At 71.3% G+C, this 17937-nt stretch carries 18 protein-coding genes and 3 pseudogenes; 14 read left to right on the top strand and 7 right to left on the bottom strand.

The window, feature by feature from the left end; genetic code table 11:
- Positions 1 to 228: 228 nt before the first annotated feature.
- From G3I77_RS16265 to G3I77_RS16250, 4 genes are all read right to left on the bottom strand, one after another.
- Positions 229 to 1836 carry an FAD-dependent oxidoreductase gene (locus G3I77_RS16265; protein ID WP_374385401.1) on the bottom strand — a complete coding sequence of 536 codons (1608 nt, stop codon included), beginning with the start codon at positions 1834 to 1836 and terminating at the stop codon, positions 229 to 231.
- Positions 1833 to 2564, bottom strand: a complete 732-nt coding sequence (locus G3I77_RS16260) for a class I SAM-dependent methyltransferase (protein ID WP_248504420.1) — start codon at positions 2562 to 2564, stop codon at positions 1833 to 1835. The genes G3I77_RS16265 and G3I77_RS16260 overlap by 4 nt, the downstream gene beginning before the upstream one ends.
- Positions 2561 to 3781 (bottom strand): lycopene cyclase family protein, encoded by a 1221-nt coding sequence (locus G3I77_RS16255; RefSeq protein WP_248504417.1) that lies wholly within the window; start codon positions 3779 to 3781, stop codon positions 2561 to 2563. Before G3I77_RS16255 ends, G3I77_RS16260 begins: the two co-directional genes overlap by 4 nt.
- Before the next feature lie 115 nt (positions 3782 to 3896).
- Positions 3897 to 4949, bottom strand: coding sequence for a MerR family transcriptional regulator (locus G3I77_RS16250; protein WP_248504414.1), 1053 nt, complete (start codon positions 4947 to 4949; stop codon positions 3897 to 3899).
- Between the two features lie 162 nt (positions 4950 to 5111).
- Here G3I77_RS16250 and G3I77_RS16245 point away from each other — a divergent pair, with 162 nt between their 5' ends.
- The 5 genes from G3I77_RS16245 (at position 5112) to G3I77_RS16225 (ending at position 8154) form a co-directional block, all read left to right on the top strand.
- Positions 5112 to 5717 carry a sigma-70 family RNA polymerase sigma factor gene (locus G3I77_RS16245; RefSeq protein WP_248504412.1) on the top strand — a complete coding sequence of 202 codons (606 nt, stop codon included), beginning with the start codon at positions 5112 to 5114 and terminating at the stop codon, positions 5715 to 5717.
- A 96-nt stretch (positions 5718 to 5813) separates the two neighbouring features.
- On the top strand, positions 5814 to 6641 hold the full coding sequence (locus tag G3I77_RS16240; RefSeq protein ID WP_248504410.1) for a DUF4397 domain-containing protein: 828 nt from the start codon (positions 5814 to 5816) through the stop codon (positions 6639 to 6641).
- 28 nt (positions 6642 to 6669) lie between these two features.
- Positions 6670 to 7311 carry a class F sortase gene (locus G3I77_RS16235; RefSeq protein WP_248504408.1) on the top strand — a complete coding sequence of 214 codons (642 nt, stop codon included), beginning with the start codon at positions 6670 to 6672 and terminating at the stop codon, positions 7309 to 7311.
- On the top strand, positions 7299 to 7586 hold the full coding sequence (locus G3I77_RS16230) for a hypothetical protein (RefSeq protein ID WP_248504406.1): 288 nt from the start codon (positions 7299 to 7301) through the stop codon (positions 7584 to 7586). Before G3I77_RS16235 ends, G3I77_RS16230 begins: the two co-directional genes overlap by 13 nt.
- 205 nt (positions 7587 to 7791) lie before the next feature.
- Positions 7792 to 8154: a TauD/TfdA family dioxygenase gene (locus G3I77_RS16225; RefSeq protein WP_248504404.1), complete on the top strand. Its 363-nt coding sequence runs from the start codon at positions 7792 to 7794 to the stop codon at positions 8152 to 8154.
- 347 nt (positions 8155 to 8501) lie between these two features.
- Here G3I77_RS16225 and G3I77_RS16215 read toward each other — a convergent pair whose 3' ends face one another.
- Positions 8502 to 9146 (bottom strand): response regulator transcription factor, encoded by a 645-nt coding sequence (locus G3I77_RS16215; protein WP_248504402.1) that lies wholly within the window; start codon positions 9144 to 9146, stop codon positions 8502 to 8504.
- Between the two features lie 148 nt (positions 9147 to 9294).
- Here G3I77_RS16215 and G3I77_RS16210 point away from each other — a divergent pair, with 148 nt between their 5' ends.
- Positions 9295 to 10503 (top strand): histidine kinase, encoded by a 1209-nt coding sequence (locus G3I77_RS16210; RefSeq protein WP_248504400.1) that lies wholly within the window; start codon positions 9295 to 9297, stop codon positions 10501 to 10503.
- Positions 10504 to 10541: 38 nt separating this feature from the next.
- Here G3I77_RS16210 and G3I77_RS16205 read toward each other — a convergent pair.
- Positions 10542 to 10778, bottom strand: a pseudogene (locus tag G3I77_RS16205) (chorismate mutase); the annotation flags it as partial.
- Positions 10779 to 10786: 8 nt separating this feature from the next.
- Between G3I77_RS16205 and G3I77_RS16200 the strand changes: the two are divergent.
- The 4 genes and pseudogenes from G3I77_RS16200 to G3I77_RS41200 form a co-directional block, all read left to right on the top strand.
- Positions 10787 to 11167 carry a hypothetical protein gene (locus tag G3I77_RS16200; protein WP_248504396.1) on the top strand — a complete coding sequence of 127 codons (381 nt, stop codon included), beginning with the start codon at positions 10787 to 10789 and terminating at the stop codon, positions 11165 to 11167.
- A 216-nt stretch (positions 11168 to 11383) separates the two neighbouring features.
- A complete protein-coding gene (locus G3I77_RS16195; RefSeq protein WP_248504394.1) occupies positions 11384 to 12001 on the top strand; it encodes a DUF4097 family beta strand repeat-containing protein in 618 nt (205 codons plus the stop codon).
- Positions 12002 to 12139: 138 nt separating this feature from the next.
- A complete protein-coding gene (locus G3I77_RS16190) occupies positions 12140 to 13054 on the top strand; it encodes an ABC transporter ATP-binding protein (RefSeq protein ID WP_248504392.1) in 915 nt (304 codons plus the stop codon).
- A pseudogene (locus tag G3I77_RS41200) lies at positions 13054 to 13503 on the top strand (ABC transporter permease subunit); the annotation flags it as partial. The gene G3I77_RS16190 and the pseudogene G3I77_RS41200, both read left to right, overlap by 1 nt.
- A gap of 126 nt (positions 13504 to 13629) precedes the next feature.
- Here the strand turns inward: G3I77_RS41200 and G3I77_RS16185 are convergent.
- Positions 13630 to 15811 (bottom strand): annotated as a pseudogene (locus G3I77_RS16185) (DEAD/DEAH box helicase).
- A 245-nt stretch (positions 15812 to 16056) separates the two neighbouring features.
- Between G3I77_RS16185 and G3I77_RS16180 the strand changes: the two are divergent.
- The 4 genes from G3I77_RS16180 to G3I77_RS16165 all read left to right on the top strand — a co-directional run bounded on the left by G3I77_RS16180 (position 16057) and on the right by G3I77_RS16165 (position 17689).
- Positions 16057 to 16308 (top strand): hypothetical protein, encoded by a 252-nt coding sequence (locus tag G3I77_RS16180; RefSeq protein WP_248504390.1) that lies wholly within the window; start codon positions 16057 to 16059, stop codon positions 16306 to 16308.
- Complete coding sequence (locus G3I77_RS16175; RefSeq protein ID WP_248504388.1) at positions 16308 to 16700, top strand: DNA-binding protein; 393 nt, start codon at positions 16308 to 16310, stop codon at positions 16698 to 16700. The genes G3I77_RS16180 and G3I77_RS16175 overlap by 1 nt, the downstream gene beginning before the upstream one ends.
- Positions 16701 to 17009: 309 nt before the next feature.
- Complete coding sequence (locus G3I77_RS16170) at positions 17010 to 17285, top strand: hypothetical protein (RefSeq protein WP_248504386.1); 276 nt, start codon at positions 17010 to 17012, stop codon at positions 17283 to 17285.
- Positions 17282 to 17689 (top strand): type II toxin-antitoxin system VapC family toxin, encoded by a 408-nt coding sequence (locus G3I77_RS16165; protein WP_248504384.1) that lies wholly within the window; start codon positions 17282 to 17284, stop codon positions 17687 to 17689. The genes G3I77_RS16170 and G3I77_RS16165 overlap by 4 nt, the downstream gene beginning before the upstream one ends.
- The last annotated feature ends 248 nt before the right edge of the window (positions 17690 to 17937 follow it).

The raw sequence follows: 17937 nt of genomic DNA, 5'->3' as shown, positions 1-17937 counted from the left end.
CACGCCCCGGGCCCGCCCGGCGGCCTGGCGTCACCGGCGGCACGGGCGTTGCGGGCCCGTACGACGGCCGGGTGTCACGGGCGCGCCGGGCGATCCGCGAACGCGCCAAGTACCCACAGCAGCGGGGGCGGCCCGCCCGGACGGGCCTGTGCGGCACGCCCCGGGCCCGCCCGGCGGCCTGGCGTCACCGGCGGCACGGGCGTTGCGGGCCCGTACGACGGCCGGGTGTCACGGGCGCGCCGGGCGATCCGCGAACGCGCCGAGTGCCCGCAGCACCGGGGAGCGGCCCGCCCGGGGCACGGTCCACAGCACTTGGCCGCGGACGCCCCACCCGGCGAGCAGGGCGTTGGCCGCCAGGAAGCCGGTGGTGGCGGCGCGTTCCATCAGGGCCACGGGCAGGTCGCAGCGGAGCCCGTCGCCGGCCAGCGTCAGCCACGGGTGCGGGGTCGTCACGGTGGGGCGCCGGTGGTGGGTGCCGACCGGGAAGAGCGGGCAGTCCGAGCGCCACTCGTGCCGGGCGTCGACGACGCGCGCCTGACGGGTCTCCGGGTACACCCGCCGCAACTGCCCGAGCAGCACGTCCTGCACGGTCTCCCGGCCGGCGCCGGGGGCGACGGCGTAGGCGTGCAGTTCCACCACGGAACCCGTGTGCTTCGCGGCCCAGCGGGCGGCTTCGCCCTCGTAGCGTTCCAGGACGCTGATGTTGTCCAGGCCGTCGTAGCCGCTGGTGCCGAGGAAGCCGGGGCGGTCGGCGCGGACCGGCCGGTCGAGCCAGAGCCGCGAGACGAGGAACGGCGGGGCGGTGCGCAGGGCGGCGATGCCGTCGCGCCAGGGGGCGGTGCCCAGGCCGGGCGAGGCGGCGACGACCTGGCGCAGTCCCCCGGTGTCCAGAGCGAGCACCACCGCGTCGTGCCGGTCGGTGCCGGTGCCGGTGCGCACCTCGGCTCCCCCGGTGCCGACGGGCTCCACGCCGTGGACGGGGGTGCCGGTGCGAACGGTCGCGCCGAGGCGCTGGAGGTAGTCGCCGAGCGGCTCCCACAGGGCCTGCGGGAAGGGCTCGTCGGGCACGTCGAAGAGCAGTCCCTCCGAGGAGCCGAGGAAGTAGATGTGGAACATCAGCATCAGTTCGGCGGCGGAGAGTTCGCGCGGGTCGGCGAAGAAGCTGCGCGAGAACACCTCGAACGCCAGGTGGTGCGCGGCCTCGGGGAAGCGGACGCGTTCCAGGAAGTCGGTCGCGCCGACCTGGTCGAAGCGGGTGTACACGTCGGGCACGCGCACGTCCGTCAGCGGCAGCGCCGCCCGGGCGTCCAGGGCGGTGAGGTCGCGCCAGCCGAAGGTGGGGCTGAGGGCGGCGAAGCCGAGGGCGCTGAGGGGCGGGGTGCGCGGGACGCGGGCGAAGCTGTCGGTCAGTCCGCCGCTGTGCCGCAGGGGGTAGTCGGGCAGCGGGGTGAGGCGGGCGAGGGCTGGGTCGGTGCGCCGCAGCAGGCCGCGCAGGTTGTAGTACTGGCGGAAGAAGGCGTGGAAGCCGCGGCTCATGGTCACCTCGGAGCCGTCGGCCAGCCGGGTGCGGTGCCCGGCGAGGCGGCCGCCCAGGGACTCCTCCCGCTCGTAGAGGGTCACCCGGGCCCCGCGTTCGGCCAGTCCGGTGGCCGCGGCGAGACCTGCGATCCCGCCGCCCACCACGGCGACGGACGGCGCGTCCCCGGGCGCGAACCGGTCCCGGCCGGGCACGGGCATCAGGACCTCGGCCTTGCGGTCCCGTCCGCGGCGGGCGGCCGGGCGGGTGCTCCTCGGGCGACCCTCCCCGCCTCGGTGGGCGGCGGCGCCCGGGCTCATCGGGTGGCCTCCGCTGCCGCGGTGGAGCCGTTGCGGGCGACGAACGTGTGCGTGATGCCGGTCTGCCACCCGGCGAGGGGAAGGGCGCGCGCACCCGTGAACCCCGCCCGCGTCAGCCGGCCGGTGAAGACGGAAGCGGTGTCGAAGCCGAGGACGCTGTGCCACAGGTGCTGGTACAGGGCCCGGTCACCGGTGAGCGTGCCCGCCGGGATGATCACTCCCTGGCAGACGGCGGTCCACAGCGCCCGGTGTGCCGGCGAGCCGCCGAGGCTGTACTCGTGGACGGCGAGCCGCCCGCCCGGCCGCAGCAGGGTCCGCACCGTGCCGAGGACACCGTCCGGGTCGGAGACGTTGCGGAACAGGTAGGCGGCGAAGACCGCGTCGAACGGGCCCTCGCCGGCCGTCGGCAGTTCCTCGGCGCTCAGGTGGCGGAAGCGCACGCCGTCGGGCCACGGCTTGGCCAGCGCCTGCCGCAGCATGCCCGCGGAGGCGTCCACCGCGGTGATCCGGGCCCGGGGTGCGGCCCGCAGCAGGGCCCGGGTGGAGGCGCCGGTGCCGCAGCCGAGATCGAGCAGGTGCAGACCGGCCCCGTCCCCGGGGAGCCGGAGCCGGCGGGCCGAGCGCAGCAGGTCGCTCCGGTAGCCGGGGCTGAGGCCGGTGAGACGGTCGTAGGTGCGGGACGCGTGGTCGAAGGCGTGTGCCAGGTCGCGGTCGCGCAGCAGGGTCATGGGGGGCTCTCTCCGGTTCCTGGGGCGGGGTGGGGGCGGCGGGGCAGGAAGGGCACCTCGAGGGCGGTGCGGAGCATCGGGCCCACCGGGGTGCGCAGTCCGATGCCCCACTCCTCCCGGAGCGAGGTGGCGCCGTCGAGGAAGCGCAGCAGGCGCTGTGTGGGCGTGCGGCGGAACAGTCCGGTGAAGAACGCGGGGCCGTCGATCCGCCCGGTGTCCAGGGCCCGCAGCAGCACCGCGTCCATGGCGAGCGCCCGCCGCCCGTGCGGTGCGGGCACGGCGCCGCGGCCGTCCCGCAGGGCGGCGGCGATGGCCCGGCTCTGCCGCTGTACGGCGGCGAAGGTGTAGCCGGTGGCGGGGCGGGTCGCACCGCCCGCCGTGCCGATGCGGAAGACGGCCGCCGACGCCCGCCGGGGGAAGCGGGCGTCGGTCATGGGGATGACGCCCTGCTCGGCCGTCTCCACGGTGAACTCGCCCAGGCGCAGCACCTCGCGGGCGTAGTGGCCGAGCGCCGCCTCGTAGGCCGGGGTGGTCAGCGGGGTCCGGGAGAACTCGGTGTACTCGACGAGGGCCCGGTCCGGGGCGAGCGGAAGGACGTAGCCGAAGGCGAGCCCGTGCCGCGGCTGGGGCACCCGGAAGTCCATGAGGTCGGCGACCGCCGGGTCGAACCGGTCGGCGCGGGTGCGCACGAACCAGCCGCGGAAGTGCTGGAGCAGCTGCGTCCGGGCCGGTGGCAGGGCGCGCAGGGGCCGCGAGTCGAACACGTACCGGGAGCGCAGCGTCAGCGTCCGGCCGCCGGGTGCGGTGCAGCGCACCTCCGCGCCTTCGGGTACGTCGCGCACGGCGTCCGCCGTCGCGCGCAGCAGCCGTCCGCCGGGCGAACGGGCCAGCCGCGCGTGCACCAGCCGTTCGAACGCGGTGGAACGCACCATGCGGTAGCGGGAGGGGGCCGGATCGACGGTGAGCGGGCTGCCGTCGGGGCCGTGCACCCGCAGCAGGGGCCAGGTGGCGGTGACCGCTTCGTCGAAGTCGCCCTCGCCATCGCCCTGGTCCCAGTAGCACCACGTCCGCTCCGGCGGACGCGCCGGACCGTCCGGCGGCTCCACCACGGTCACGGTCGCGACGCCGGTCTCGACCAGCCGGTACGCGAGACTGAGGCCGGCGGCACCGCCCCCGAGGACCAGCACGTCCGACGTGCCGGCAGGCCCCTGGCTCACCGGGCCCACCACGCGCCGCTCATCTCCGCACCCCGCTCCCGGCCGCCCGGCCGACTGTGTTGTGTTCCCGCACCGCTTCCGGCCGACGGCCCTGTTCGGATGCAGTCGGCCGGGGCTACCGCGACACGACCGACTCCAGCAGAGCGACGGCCTCGGCCAGCCCCCTCGGCCGCGGCAGGCCGGCCACGGCCCGGCCGGTCCAGCCGGGCCCGATCGTCAGGACGACCGGCTTGCGGCGGGCGCCCCGCACCCCCCACTCCATCGCGGCCACGTGCTGGGCCAGCGGCCGGCTGGCGGTCGTCCGGGACTGCGCCCACAGCCCCACGGCCGCCGGCCCGGTTCTGCGTACGGCCGTGACGAGGGACTCCACGGGCAGGGCGCCGCCGAACATGCGCACCGGCAGACCGCGTTCGGCCAGCGCGGCGGCCAGCACCTCCAGGGGCAGCGTGTGGTTCTCCCCCGGCACGCAGGCGAGCACGGTGGTCGCGCCCGGGCCGTCGGCGGCCGCGGGCGGGGCGCCGCGCCGCAGCGCGCCGGAGACGTGCCAGGACAGGAAGTGCTCGACCTCGACGTACTTCTCCCCCGAGCTCTCCCACTTGCGGCCGACCGCCTGGAGGGTCGGCATGATCACCTCGGTCCAGGCGGCGACCAGCCCGTGCTCGGCGATCGCGGCCTCGAGCAGTTCGTCCAGCGCGGCGGCGTCGAGGCGCAGAGCGGCACGGGCGATGCCCTTGCACTCCTGACGCACATCGCCGAGGCGCAGCCCGCTGCCCGCCCGGCTGCGGGCGGACGGTGGTGGTGACGGTGGCCGTGGCGCGTCGGCGGCCGGCCGGCCCGGGAGCGCCCGCGGGGGCGCTTGGGCGGCCCGCCCGGCCGGGGCCGCCTGCGGTGTCGCTTCGCCGAGGACCGTGCGGGCCGCCTCGGCGGGCGGTATCCCGGTCGCCGTCAGGGCGCACATCCGCTCCAGCCGCGCCACGTCCGTGGCGCTCCACCGCCGGTGCCGGCCGCCGGTGTGCGCGTCGGGGCCGAGGCCGTAGCGCCGGTCCCAGGTGCGGACCGTGGTGGGCGCGACCCCCAGCCGCCTGGCCACCTCGCCGGTGGTCAGACCGCCGCCGAGCGGCGTGCCCCCGCGTCCGCGCTCCCCGCTGTCCCGTTCGTGTACTCCCATACCTCCGACTGTACGACGCACAAACGACGCATGTTGAGATGCGTCGTTTGTGCGCCGAACACTGGATTCGAGCGCATGGTCGCGGCTCGGCAGGGCGCGACCGGTGCGGTTCGGCAGACGGCCTTCCGTCCCCGCACGACGCACTGCAGGAGGAACCAGGCCATGATCACGAACACACGACTCACCGCCCCCACCGCGCCCGCGGAGGAAACGCGGTACGAGGAGGAGCTGGCCCGTGGCCTCGTCGCCGCCGACGAGGAGGCGTTCGCCGCGATCTACCGGCGCTGGGGGTCACTCGTCCACACCATGGCCACCCGACTGCTCGGTGACACCTACGAGGCGGAGGACGTGACCCAGCAGGTCTTCCTCGGCGCCTGGCACGGCCGGGCCGGATTCCGGCCCGAACGGGGCCCGCTCGGCGCCTGGCTGGTCGGCATCACGCGCCGCAAGATCGTCGACGCGCTGGCGGCCCGGACGAGGCGGCTGACGCTCATCGACTCGGCCGGCCGCGACGCGGACACCGCCGGGCCCGACGAGGCGGCACCGGACCGCGTCCTGGACCGGGTGCTGCTGGTCGACGCCCTGGCACGGCTGCCGAGCCATCAGCGGGAGGTGCTGTGCATGGCCTTCTACGAGGACCTGACCCAGGCGCAGATCGCGGAGCGCACCGGCATGCCCCTGGGGACCGTCAAGAGCCACGCCCGCCGCGGCCTGCACCGGCTGCGTCTGGTGATCGAGCAGCCCCCGGTCCCCGACACGGATCTGTAGCGATGACGCCGTGCGCGCATCCACGGCGGCCCCTGGACCTGAAGCAGGACCGAGACTCCGCACCGTACGGAGACTCCGTTCGAAGGAATGATTCCCATGACCACTCACACCCGCATCGCCATCGCCGCCTCGGCCGGAGCCTTCGCCTTGGCCCTCGGCGTTACCGCACCCGCTCTGGCCGACCAGCAGGACAAGGCCATGGTGTCCGTCTTCCACGGCATCCCCGGTATGACCGTGGACGTGTACGCCAACGGTGACGAACTGATCGGCGACTTCAAGCCCGGCACGGTGACGGACCCCCAGTCCCTCGACGCCGGGACCTACGAGATCCAGATCTTCGAAGCGGGCCAGGGCCCTGACGGAACTCCGGCCCTGGAGAAGAAGATCGAGGTGCCCGAGGGCGCGAACGCCACGGTCGCCGCCCACCTCTCCGCGGACGGCAAGCCGGAGTTGACGGCGTTCACCAACGACGTCTCCCAGGTCGACGCCGGCAAGAGCCGCCTGACGGTCCGTCATGTCGCGGCGGCACCCGCCGTCGACGTGCGGGCCGGCGGACAGCCGGTCTTCAGCGACCTGACCAACCCGAAGGAGGACACCGCCGAGGTCGACGCGGGCACGATCAACGCCGATGTGGTGCTCGCCGGTACGGACACCGTGGCCATCGGCCCGGCCGACCTGAAGCTCGGCGAAGGCACGAGCAATGTCGTCTACGCCTGGGGCAGCGCCGAGGACAAGAACCTCGCGCTGGCGACCCAGACGTTCAGCGGCATGGAGTCGTCGCCCCGCGGCGTCCCCGCGGGCGGCAGTGGCGCCGCCGTCGAGCGGAACTCCACCGACCTGGGGCCCGCCTGGGCCGCCGGGGCCGGAGCGGTCGCGGTGGCCGGCGTGCTGATGGCCCGCCGGGTCGCCCGCCGGCGTGGCTGACGGCACACGACGGCTGACGGGACCGATTGTGGCGGCTGCCGTTCTGGCAGCCGTCCTCGGTTTTCCCGCCACGCCGTCGGACCGGTCCGCGCCCACTCCTCCGGACTTCGCGGCAGCGCCGTCGGAGCGCGAGGACGCCGCGGCCCCGGGAACCGCCCCCGTCACGGCGGCCCCGGAGACCGCCCCCGGCACGGCGCAGGATCCACCGCCCCGGCGCGTGCTCGTACCCCGCGCGGACCTCGACGCCCGGGTCAGCCCGGTCGGCGTGACGGGTCAAGGGGACATGGCCGTCCCCGACGACCCCTCCGTGGCCGGCTGGTACCGCTACGGCCCCGCGCCGGGCAGTGCCCGGGGCTCGGCCGTGCTGGTCGGGCACGTCGACTCCGAGACCGGTGACCTCGGCGAGTTCCTGGCGCTGTACGACGTGCGGCGCGGAGACCGGGTCGAGGTGCGCCGAGCGGGAGGCGAGCCGGTGAACTACCGCGTCGTCTCACGGGTCACCGTGCCGAAGGACGACCTGCCGCCCTCGGCGTTCCGCCGGACCGGCGCCCCCGTCCTCATCCTCATCACCTGTGCGCCTCCGTACGTCCCCGAGCGAGGAGGCTACGTGTCCAACCTCGTCGTCACGGCGGAGCCCGTGGAGTCCGGGAGGGCGCAGTGGCCCACGTAGAGTCCGCGCACCTGGTGGAACTGGCCCTGGGCAACGCGGCGCCGGGCGACGACGACGCCGAGGCGCTGCGTCACGTCGAGCGGTGCGACCTCTGCCGCGCCGAGCTGCGCACGCTGACCCGCCTGGTGACCGCGGCTCGCTCCGCGGAGGCGATGGACCTGCCGACCCCGCCCCCGGAGCACGTCTGGCGCCGCATCACCCGAGAGGTCTCCCGCGAGACGGGCACACCCCCACCGCCGGACTACCCGTGGCACGACGCGGGGCCCGCTTCCTGAAAGCCGGATACTCAGGGGCCGTCCGATACACACCGAATCGGGCATTTCGTACGTGCGGCCTCGACGCCACCGTCGTGGCGATGGCAGCCGGCCTCGGCGCACCGCCGGTCGGGCGAGCGGCGTCCGAGTGGCCTCCCCCTCCCGCAATACCAAGCGTTTTCGCCTGCGCCTCAAGCGTCTGGAGATGCGGGGCGCATGACGGGGAGTGCGCCCGGCCCTCACCACCCACCCGGTCACCAGGGCAACCGTCTGGTTCAACCAGGCCCATCTGTTCCACGTCGGCTCGCTGCCGAAGGCCACGACGGAGGCGCTGCTCGCAATCTTCGACGAACGGGATCTGCCGAGGAACGCCTACTTCGGCGACGGCAGCCCCATCGGTGAGGACGTACTCGCCGAGATTCACGCGGCGTTCGAGCGGACATCCGTGAGTCCCGACTGGGACGAAGGGGACCTCCTCATGGTCGACAACGTGCTCGCAAGCCACGGTCGCGCACCCTACGAGGGCGACCGCACGGTTCTGGTGTCGATGACCGCCGCCGACTGGGACGACTGGCGGGCGCTGAGCTGACAGCAGAACCCACACCTCTCTGTCCTGCCGCCGTTGCGAACGGCAGCAGGACAGAGGGTTTTTGCGCGCAATCCGTACGCAGTCTCGAACATCGAGGGCCACGGGCAGCACCAAATCCGCGGTATTGAAGAAGATTTCCTCTCGTTCCAGCAGTGCGGGGTCAACCACTAATTCCAGGTCCGGATCGAAGGTGAAGGGAACAATGGAGCCGCTGACGCAACCGGGCAGCCGCTCCGCGGTCACTCGGGTGATCTTCACTCGGACGACGATGCACTTGGCGGCTTGCTCCGGGCTCTCAGCGGTCACGGTCCCTCCAGCCGTTCGGTCCACTGCGGGCCCCGTCGGTCCTACTGGTTCTTGCGCAGCCCCGCCTCCCACACCCAGGCCGCGATCCCCACCCGGTTGCGGACCTTCAACTTGCCCTGGAGATTGGCGAGATGGGTCTTCACGGTGCCGGGCGAGATGAACAGCTCGGCCGCGATGTCGACGTTGGTGAGGCCGTCGGCGACGAGCTGGGCGATCTCCAGCTCGCGTGGCGTCAGCTGCACCTGCCGGCTCAGGTCCCGGTGCGGCACGGTCAGGCTGCGCAGGAGCCGGGTGGTGATCTGCGGGCTGATCAGCGAATCGCCCTCGACCGCGGCGCGTACCGCCTCCACCAACAGGGCGGCACCGGACCGCTTCAGGAGGAAGCCATAGGCACCGGACCGCAGCGCCGAGTGCACATACTCGTCCAGGTCGAAGGTGGTGACCACGACGACCCGGACCGTGGGCGCTTCCTCCGCCAGCCTGCGGGTGAGTTCCAGGCCGTCCATACAGGGCATTTGGATGTCCGCCAGCAGGACGTCCGGTCGTAACGCACGGGCCAGTTCGAGGGCCGTCTCGCCATCGCCCGCCTCGCCGATGACTTTCATGTCTGGCTGGATTTCGAGGATATGGCGGAATCCTTCCCTCACACTTCTTTGGTCGTCCGCGATTACAATGTTCGTCGTCATACGGTGATCCTCGCACGCTGTAAAGTCCAATCATGTGATGAAGAAGATTTTCATCTTGGGGCGGCCATTCCGGATGTTGGCCAGGCCAGTTGGGGCTGCGCTTCTCTCGGTCGGGGTCATATCGTTCGCCGCCACCGAGGCAGATGCGGTGCATCCGCTCATCCGCAGCTCCACCGTCCTGGCGTTCCTCGCCACGGTGACACTCACGTTGTGGCAGTCCGGGTCCCGGCCGTGGCGGCTGTGGACGACGGTTTCGGTCGCGTGCGCCGGCTCACTGTGGGTGACCTTCCGCTATCGGGGGCCCGCCGACAACGAAACGGCCCAGTGGATCCTTGCGGAGACACTCGCGCTCCTCGTGCTCGCCATTCCTTCCGTACGGCACCCCAAGCCGGGCTGTGCGGCCACCGTGGCGTTCGGGCTCCTCCTGACGATCGCCGTGATCCCGCTGCGCATCTCGCTGACCCTCAACCCCCCGGCCGAGCAGCGCGAGACCGTGGGGCTCTGTGTGATCTGGGGCGTCGCAGCGGGGCTCTCGATCGGCGCGGCCTGCTATCTGCGCTCCCTCGACAGCCGTCGCCAAATCGCCGTGGCAGCCGAGCGCCGGGCCCAACGACTCACCGTCGCAAGGGACTTGCACGACTTCGCGGCCCATGACGTGACCGGCGTCATGGTGCTCGCCCAAGCCGCCAAAGCGCTCGCGAAGGACTCCCCGGAGCGGGCACTCGCGCTGCTTCCGCAGATCGAGACCGCCGGGGTACAGGCACTGAAGTCCATGGACCGAACGATCCGGATCTTCAGCGAGCTGGACGGCGGCCGGGACAGTGGCCGTGGCAGCGCAAGCGAGCGGGTGCGCCCGGACACGAAGACGGCCGGCAGCAGCGGCCGCGCGAGCGATGCGGACGCGCAGGTCGGGGCGGGGCAGGCGGAGCACTCCGGGCCACGGGCCTCGCTCCGCGTGGAGGAAGTGGCCACTCTCGTCGACCGGTTCAGCAGTACGGGAACGATCCCCGCCCGCCTCGACCTCGCCCCGGGCGTCCTCGACGGGCTGCCGCCGCAGATCAGCTCGGTCGGATACCGCGTGGTCCTGGAAGGACTCACCAACGTACGGCGGCATGCCGCATCGGCGTCCCAGGTGATCGTGGACGTACGGCACACGGACGACGGGGACGGGCTGCGGATCTCCGTCGCCGATGACGGAGACGGCCAGCCCGCCGACACCGCGCCCACCGAGCGCGAAGGGGGCGGCACGGGCATCGCCGACCTCGGCCGCCGGGTCGAGGCGGTCGGCGGCACCTTCAAGGCTGAGGCGCAGCATCCCGTGGGCTGGCGGGTGACGGCGGTGCTGCCCACCCGGTGACCGTCGGCGGCGCGTGGCCGTCCGGCTTCAAGCGGCGGTCAACCGGCATCGGCTCGGCCGTGTTCGGCGAGTGTGGGGTCGGGGCGTGCGAGGTCGGGGCGCAGCTCGGCCGCGCCGCCCAGATGGACATGGCGGATCTGGCTCTTCTCCCGGTCGGTCTCCACATGGGCGAGGAGCCGCACCGTGCGCGGCAGCGCTCCCTTGACGTCCAGCTCCCGCGCGCACATCAAAGGCAGGTCGATCAGCCCGAGTTCCCGTGCCCCGGCCGCCGGGAACGGAGCAGGTGGCCGGCGTCTATCGATCACTGCCGCCCGGCGAGCGGTCACGGACGGCCATCGTGGCGGGCAATTACGCCGAGGCCGGCGCGCTCGACCGCTACGGCCCGGCGCTCGGGCTGCCGCCCGTCCACAGCGGTCACAACTCGTACCACGGATTCGGGCGCCCCGAGGAGGGCACGGAGGTAGTCCTTTTGGTCGGCCAGAAGGGGATCCCCCGCGCTGCACGGCGGGAGATCGATCCGGAATTCAACAGTTGCGAATCCCGGCCGCCGCTCTCTCTCGACGCCATGAATCCCTGGCAGCACAGCGACGTTCTGATCTGCCGCGGCCCTCATACCAGTTGGGTCAAGTTGTGGCCAAGACTCCGCTGGCTGGGCATTCCCTGAGGAACCGCGCGCCGCGAGAATCTCCCTTTCGGCAGATACCGATGACCATCCGGCTTGGCCACCATCAAGTACATGCAATCACTATCTCGTTGGAGCACGGGCGCGGCGGCTCTCGTTGCCGTGTTGGCCCTCAGCAGCTGCGGTTCGGTAGGTGATCTCGATGTGGAACCACGCAACGACAATCGCACGTTCGAATTCTCCGGAAAGCGACTGACGGTGGATTCCGGAAGCAACGTGCGGATCGAGGCCGGCGACGGACCGGACCTCACCGTCTCCCGCAAACTCACCGGCATGGCAGCCGAGGAGGGCAACGCGTCCTGGAAGCTGGACGGCACCACCCTGCGGCTCACCGCCAAGTGCAGCGGCCTGGTCCTCAACTGTGGCAGCAACTACACCGTGAAGGTCCCGTCGGGCATCGCGGTCACCGTGGTCACCGAGGGCGCCAACGTGACCGCCGCGGGCCTCACCAACGGGCTCACGGTCCGCACGAAGAGCGGCAAGATCAAGCTGGCCGGTGGTTCCGGGCCGCTGCGGCTGACCACCGGCACCGGACGCATCACCGTCTCCGATTCGAACGCCCCGGACGTCGAGGTGCGCAGCCACGACGCCGCGCACTTCCTGTCGTTCCGCAAGGCGCCCCGCCGGGTGTCGGCCCACCTCGACACCGGGGACATCAAGCTGACGCTCCCCAAGGACGGCACCCGCTACGCGATCGAGGGCAGGGCCCAGGAGAAGGACAAGTACCGCGTCGACGTCCCGAACGATCCCCGAGCAACCCACCGCATCAGCGTGGAGAGTCCCCGAGGCTGGGTTCGGGTCGAGCAGAAGAGCTGATCGGCCGAAGGGACGAGGCCCCACCTCCACCTCTGCACAACAGCAGATGGCGCACGGTGCACGCCCGCCAGGAGCATGACGGAAATGAAGCAAGTGACCACCACACCAGCGCCTTCGGCCTGGAAAGGCTGACCACCCATGGATCTACAGATCAACGAGCTGACCAAGGACCACGCCGGCGGCAAGCGAGCCGTCGACTCCTTCACCCTTGACCTGAATCCGGGCGTCCTCGGCCTCCTCGGCCCCAACGGAGCGGGCAAGTCCACGCTGATGCGGGTACTGGCCACCGTGACGAAACCCACCTCGGGCCGGGTGCTGTGGCAGGGGACCGACATCAGCAAGGACCCCGGGCCGCTGCGCCGCACCCTCGGCTATCTGCCGCAGGACTTCGGCGTGTACCCGCAACTCACCGCCCAGGAGTTCCTCTTCTATCTGGCTTCGGCGAAGGGTCTGTCCCGCGGCTCCGCACGCTCCCGGATCGCGGAGCTGCTCGGTCTGGTCAACCTCACCGATGCCGCCAAGCAGCGGCTCGGTTCCATGTCGGGTGGCATGCGGCAGCGAGTCGGCATCGCCCAGGCTCTCCTGAACGACCCCAAGCTGCTCATCGTCGATGAGCCGACCGTGGGCCTCGACCCGGAGGAGCGGATGCGGTTCCGCAATCTGCTGTCCGGTCTCGCCGCCGACCGCGTGGTGATCCTCTCCACCCACATCGTGTCCGACGTCGCCTCCGCCGCCGACCGGATCGCCATCATGGCGGGCGGACGGCTGCTGCGCCACGGCGCACCCGAGGAGTTGCTGCGGTTCGCGGAGGGCTCGGTCTGGGAAGCGACCGTATCCTCCGATCGTCTCCCCGCCCTGCGCCAGCAGTTCCTGATCAGCGGCACCACGCGCACGCCCGACGGCGTACGAGTCCGGCTGCTGCTCGCCGGGCAGCCGCCGCTGCCCCAAGCCGAACTCGTCCAGCCCGAACTGGACGACGCATACCTCCTGTTAACGTCCGCACCCGCCGGAGCCCCCACCTCCGCCGGCTCGTCGCAGGCGATGAAGCGCTGATGCCCAAGACCATGGGAGCAGTGGCGCTCGCCGACTTCCGCAAGCGCCGACGACGTCCCGCCTATCTCGTCGTCCTGCTCGGCACCCTGGCCCTCGGCCTGCTCGCCGCTCCCCTCGGAGACGCCGACTTCCAGATCTTCCAGATGGGCGACCACCGCGGCCTCTACACCAGTGGGTACGTCGGCGTGGTCACGGCACTCGGCGGCGCCGTGTGGCTGGCGCTCGCGGGGTTCAGCATCACGCGCGGGTCCGTGCCCAAGGACGAGCGGACCGGCGTCGGGCAGATCCTGGCCGCGACGCCCATGAGCCGGATCTCCTATCTGCTCGGCAAGTTCTTCAGCAATCTGCTGGTGCTCGGCTCGATGCTGCTCGCACTCGCCCTGACCGCCGTGGGCATGCAGTTACTCAAGGGTGAGTCGTACCGGATCGATGTCGTGCGGCTGCTCATCCCCTTCGTCCTGATCACCCTGCCGCTGCTCGCGCTGGTCGCGGCGTGCGCGGTGCTCTTCGCATGCGTTGGCTCCCGACGTCCGTTCACGGGTGTCCTGCGGACTGGCTGCGGACTGGAGGACCCCTCACCCGGATGCCGTGGGCCTTCCGTCCGTCATCCCCAGACGCGCCTGTTCCTCCTCGACGATCCGGCGGGCCAGCTCGGTGTCCGACACGTCGACCGCGTCCGGGGTGGCTTCGGCCACGGCGCTACGGCGGGCGTAGGCATCGAACAAGCGGGTCTTCTCCTCCAGCATCTTCACCATGCGTTCGTCCACTCCCCCGGTGGCGAGGAGACGATGCACGTGAACCGGCCTGACCTGGCCCATGCGGTGGGCCCGGGCCACTGCCTGATGCTCCATGGTCGGCTTGATCTGCGGCTCGCAGATGATGACGACGGAGGCAGCCTGCATATTGAGGCCGACACCGGCCGCCTGGATCTGCGCCAGGAGCACCGCTGGCCCCAAGACCCCGGCGAAGTCGTCGACGATCTGCTGCCGTCGCCCGGCCGGGACGCCACCGGTGAGCGGACCGAACATCGGAGTACCGGTAGTGGGACCCGCAGCAAGCGCCGTCCTCACCACGCCCAGCACGTCCTTGAAATTGGAGAAGACCACTGCCTTCTGCCCGTTCTCGCCGGCCTCCTGAACGATCTCGCGGAGCCGGTCCAGCTTGGCCGACTTCTCGGGGCGCATGTACGCGGCCCTGCGCATCGCCATGAAGTTGCCTGCGCGTACGGCTTCGCGGTACGCCTCCTCGTCCGACGTGCTCAGCTCCTCCCACTCGTCGTTCTGCTGAAGGCTGGGGAGTTCCGTCAGCACGTCTTCCTGGTTGCGCCTCAGGTAGACCGGGGCGACGGCCTTGCGGAAAGCGACCGATCCTGCCAAGGTGTCCCGCTCGCCAAGGGAGTCCGCTATTCCTCCATCGAGCATCAGGACCAAGCTGCGGAACTCCACGACCCGGTTCTCCATCGGGGTTCCGGTCATGAAGAGGCTGCGCTCGCAACGCTGGGTCCACAGGGCGACCGACTGAGACCGCTTGGTCTTCGGGTTCTTCACGGAGTGCGCTTCGTCGACTACGAGCAGTCCGACCTCCCCGCCGCCCGGCGCCGGAAATCCGCGCAGTGCGTCGAACGTGGTCACCCCCACCCCGCCTCGCCCCTTCCACTCGGCGAACGCATAGTGCCGGTCGGGTCCGTGGAGAACCACGACGCGAAGGGCGCTGCGGGCCTCGATCTCCCGAGTCCAGTTCACGAGAACGCTCGCCGGGCAGACGACCATGAAATGGCTTTGCCCCTCGGCAGCCAGGTGCGCCAGCACGGCAATCGCTTGGATGGTCTTCCCGAGACCCATCTCGTCGCCGAGTATCACCTTGCGCTGTGCAAGGACGAATCGCGCGCCGAACGCCTGGTAACCGCGCAGGGAGACCCGCCTGTGCGAGTCGTCGAGCTGTTGCGTCCGTACCCGCTCGGCAATCTCCTCCGGCAGGAACCCCTCGGCGGCTGCCGCGTCCGGCAGCCGCCCCGAGATCCCGGCGAGCAGGCTGTAGTACTCCGCGGAGCGGAGTTCGAAGTCCACCCATGCCGCGATGTCGGACGAAGATCCACGCAGCAGGTCCACCGAGGCTTGGGCGAGCAGCTCAGGCAGGCCGGTCTGCTCTGCTTCGTCCACCACCGAGCGGATCTCGGCGACCGCCGCCAGGGCACGTGCCTTCTTCTCCTGGCCGGCCAGGAGCATCCTGAAACGCCCGGCGGCGGGCCTCGCGTCGACCAGCAACAGGCCGAGCCGTTCCAACAGGGCTGCGGCCCGGTCCACCGCGCGCCGGGCGTCCGGGCCGGCTTCCACCAGTACGTGCAGGGCCATGACGAGCGTGGTGGTGCTCGGCTCCGGCCGGTCCACGTCTATGTGGACGGCCACCGTCTCGTGCACCGCTTCGGAAAGCCGACGAGCAGCGGCAAGGATCTGGTCGACGGGTCCGCTGCCCGACACCGGGAATCTGCCGCAACCGATAGGGGCCCGCTTCGAGAACACGGCCCACCGTGCCCAAGCCGTTCTTCTCGACGTTCCCCAGCCGCAGACGTCCTTCTGTGACGTCCTGCAGCCGGGCGACGGGGATGGCGTCGAGCTCCCGCGTGACCGCTGCGTCGTGGATCGGCTTCAGCGCCGCCCGCACCGCCTCGACAGCCCTGGCGTGGTCAACGACCACTGCCTGCGCTGCCTCGTGCAGTCGCGCTCCTCTCGCGACCGTGTCCCGCTCGCCACGCCCCACGCGTCCCGCCCCTCCCTCGCAGTTCCCGCATCCTCCCACCCCCCACTCCCGCCCCGGACAGGGCGCCCCTCCTGTCCGGAGAAGAGGTCGATATCCCAGCGGGCGGGGCCTCTGACCTGCGCTGCCGCAGGTCAGAGGCACCCTGCGTGGGATCTCCCGGATACGAGAGAAGCCGGCGCGGATCAGTCGGACCCGCAGGAGCTTGTCACCACCGAAGACTTACGACCGCCGGTAGGATCGGCGGCATGAGCGGTAGCAGGAAGTACTCCATCAGTCTCCCTGAGGACCTCGCCGAGGCCGTGCGCGCCCACGTCGGCCCGGGGGGCTTCTCCGCCTACGTCGCCGAGGCCCTCGAACAGCGGGTCGCCATGGACAAGCTCCGGGAGATCGTCGCCGACTTCGAGACCGCCAGCGACGCTCTCACCCACGAGGAGGTCGAGGCCGCCCGGGCGCTGCTGCGCCACGACCACCGGCAGGCCGGCGGGACCGCCGCCTGATGCCCGGCACCCTCCTGCTCGACAGGGAAGGCCTCTCGAAGCTCTACCTCAAGGACCGCACCGTCGTGGCTCTGGTCCAAGCGGCGTCGGAAGAGGGCATCCGCGTCGCCACCGGCGCCATGACCACGCTTGAGGCCGACTACGAGCGCATCCACCCGGCCCGTATCAAGTGGATCCTCTCCCGCGTCGACATTCACGACGTCACCAAGGAGATCACCGACCAGGCTGCCGCGCTTCTGCGCGCCCATCACCTCCACGGCCACAAGTACGCCATCGATGCCGCCTTCGCCGTCATCGCCCGCAACGCACCCCGGCCGGTCACCGTCCTCACGTCCGACCCCGAGGATCTGACACTCCTGTGCGGCCCTTCCGTGGAGGTCGTCAAGGTCTGAGGCAGTCTCACTGCCACGCCGACCGGACCTGCCGCTGCCCCTCACGACGGGGCGAGTACCACCTGCGGACAGAAACTTGCACCGACCCACCAACAAGCGGGTCGGGCACAGTTCTTGATGAGACGTCAGACGTTGAAGCGGAACTCCACCATAAGACTTTGACCTGCGGAAACGCCCGATCATCCAGCACCGATCCAGCACGGCGCCGGGACTGAGCACAAGAAGATCCAGGGAACCGAGACTACTCACCGACGATGCGGGCCGTACAGCACCTCAACCTTGTAATAGTCCATGTACTAGACTGAAGTCATGAAGTCACCCCGTCCCGGAGGGACGGAGAACATCTCCGTCTCGATGCCCTCGGAACTCCTCGGCGCTCTGCGAACGCGCACCGGCAAGCGCGGCGTGTCCGCGTACGTCACAGCGGCGGTCCGGCATCAGCTGGCGATGGACGGCCTCGCCGAGATCGTGACCGCCTACGAGACCGAGCATGAGCCGTTGAGCGAGGCTGAAATTCAGGCCGCGCAGCGCGAATTGTTCGGTGACGCACCGACCCCGTACGCATCCGGCGACAGCGCCGCATGAAGGAGCCCGCGGCCCGGTCCCTGGTTCTGGACTCCCAGGCACTCTCGCTGCTCCTGCGCAACGACCGCCAGATGGTCACCCGTATCGAGGCCGCTCGGCGCGTGGGCGTACCCGTCCTCGTGTCGGCCCTGACCGTGGTGGAGGCCGTCTACGGCAAGACCGACACCGCCCGGCTGCACTGGGTGCTCTCCCGCCTTCAGCACCAGGACGTCACCCAGGCGGACAGCCTCACCGCGGTGCAGTTGCTGCACGACGCCGGGGGCCTGCACGGCCACAAGTACGCCATCGACGCCTTCGTCGCCGCCATGGCGCTCCGCGTCCCCGCACCCGTCCTTGTGCTGACCTCGGACCGCGACGACTGGTTGAAGCTGTGCGGTGACCGCGTACGGATCAAGGACGTCTGAGCCTGCCCGTCCGCCCCATCGCGGGCTCAGGCAGAGTGGGCCCACGCAGTGAGGCCACGTCGTGGACCGGTGAGCGTTTCAGGGGCCCGGCGGTGGTACGTGCGCAGTGGCACCCCTGAGGTCGACCCACGCCGACCCAGATCCGGACACCCTCGGACGTGGCGGTTCGTTCGGCCTCGGCTGGAGCGACTCCGCGAAGGCCGGCGCCGAGCGCCCGCATCGGGCGGCCCCGCCTGTACTGGATCTTT

The sequence above is a fragment of the Streptomyces sp. D2-8 genome, from assembly GCF_023184515.1.
Taxonomy (GTDB): domain Bacteria; phylum Actinomycetota; class Actinomycetes; order Streptomycetales; family Streptomycetaceae; genus Streptomyces.
This window is presented reverse-complemented; position numbering and strand designations above follow the sequence as displayed.

What these genes read in the sequence shown, in the direction of transcription:
- G3I77_RS16170 (WP_248504386.1), top strand. Translation starts at nt 17,010, where the DNA reads ATGAAGTCACCCCGTCCCGGAGGGACGGAGAACATCTCCGTCTCGATG.
- G3I77_RS16245 (WP_248504412.1), top strand. Translation starts at nt 5,112, where the DNA reads ATGATCACGAACACACGACTCACCGCCCCCACCGCGCCCGCGGAGGAA.
- G3I77_RS16175 (WP_248504388.1), top strand. Translation starts at nt 16,308, where the DNA reads ATGCCCGGCACCCTCCTGCTCGACAGGGAAGGCCTCTCGAAGCTCTAC.
- G3I77_RS16215 (WP_248504402.1), bottom strand. Translation starts at nt 9,146, where the DNA reads ATGACGACGAACATTGTAATCGCGGACGACCAAAGAAGTGTGAGGGAA.
- G3I77_RS16180 (WP_248504390.1), top strand. Translation starts at nt 16,057, where the DNA reads ATGAGCGGTAGCAGGAAGTACTCCATCAGTCTCCCTGAGGACCTCGCC.
- G3I77_RS16190 (WP_248504392.1), top strand. Translation starts at nt 12,140, where the DNA reads ATGGATCTACAGATCAACGAGCTGACCAAGGACCACGCCGGCGGCAAG.
- G3I77_RS16250 (WP_248504414.1), bottom strand. Translation starts at nt 4,949, where the DNA reads ATGGGAGTACACGAACGGGACAGCGGGGAGCGCGGACGCGGGGGCACG.
- G3I77_RS16165 (WP_248504384.1), top strand. Translation starts at nt 17,282, where the DNA reads ATGAAGGAGCCCGCGGCCCGGTCCCTGGTTCTGGACTCCCAGGCACTC.
- G3I77_RS16240 (WP_248504410.1), top strand. Translation starts at nt 5,814, where the DNA reads ATGACCACTCACACCCGCATCGCCATCGCCGCCTCGGCCGGAGCCTTC.
- G3I77_RS16260 (WP_248504420.1), bottom strand. Translation starts at nt 2,564, where the DNA reads ATGACCCTGCTGCGCGACCGCGACCTGGCACACGCCTTCGACCACGCG.
- G3I77_RS16265 (WP_374385401.1), bottom strand. Translation starts at nt 1,836, where the DNA reads ATGAGCCCGGGCGCCGCCGCCCACCGAGGCGGGGAGGGTCGCCCGAGG.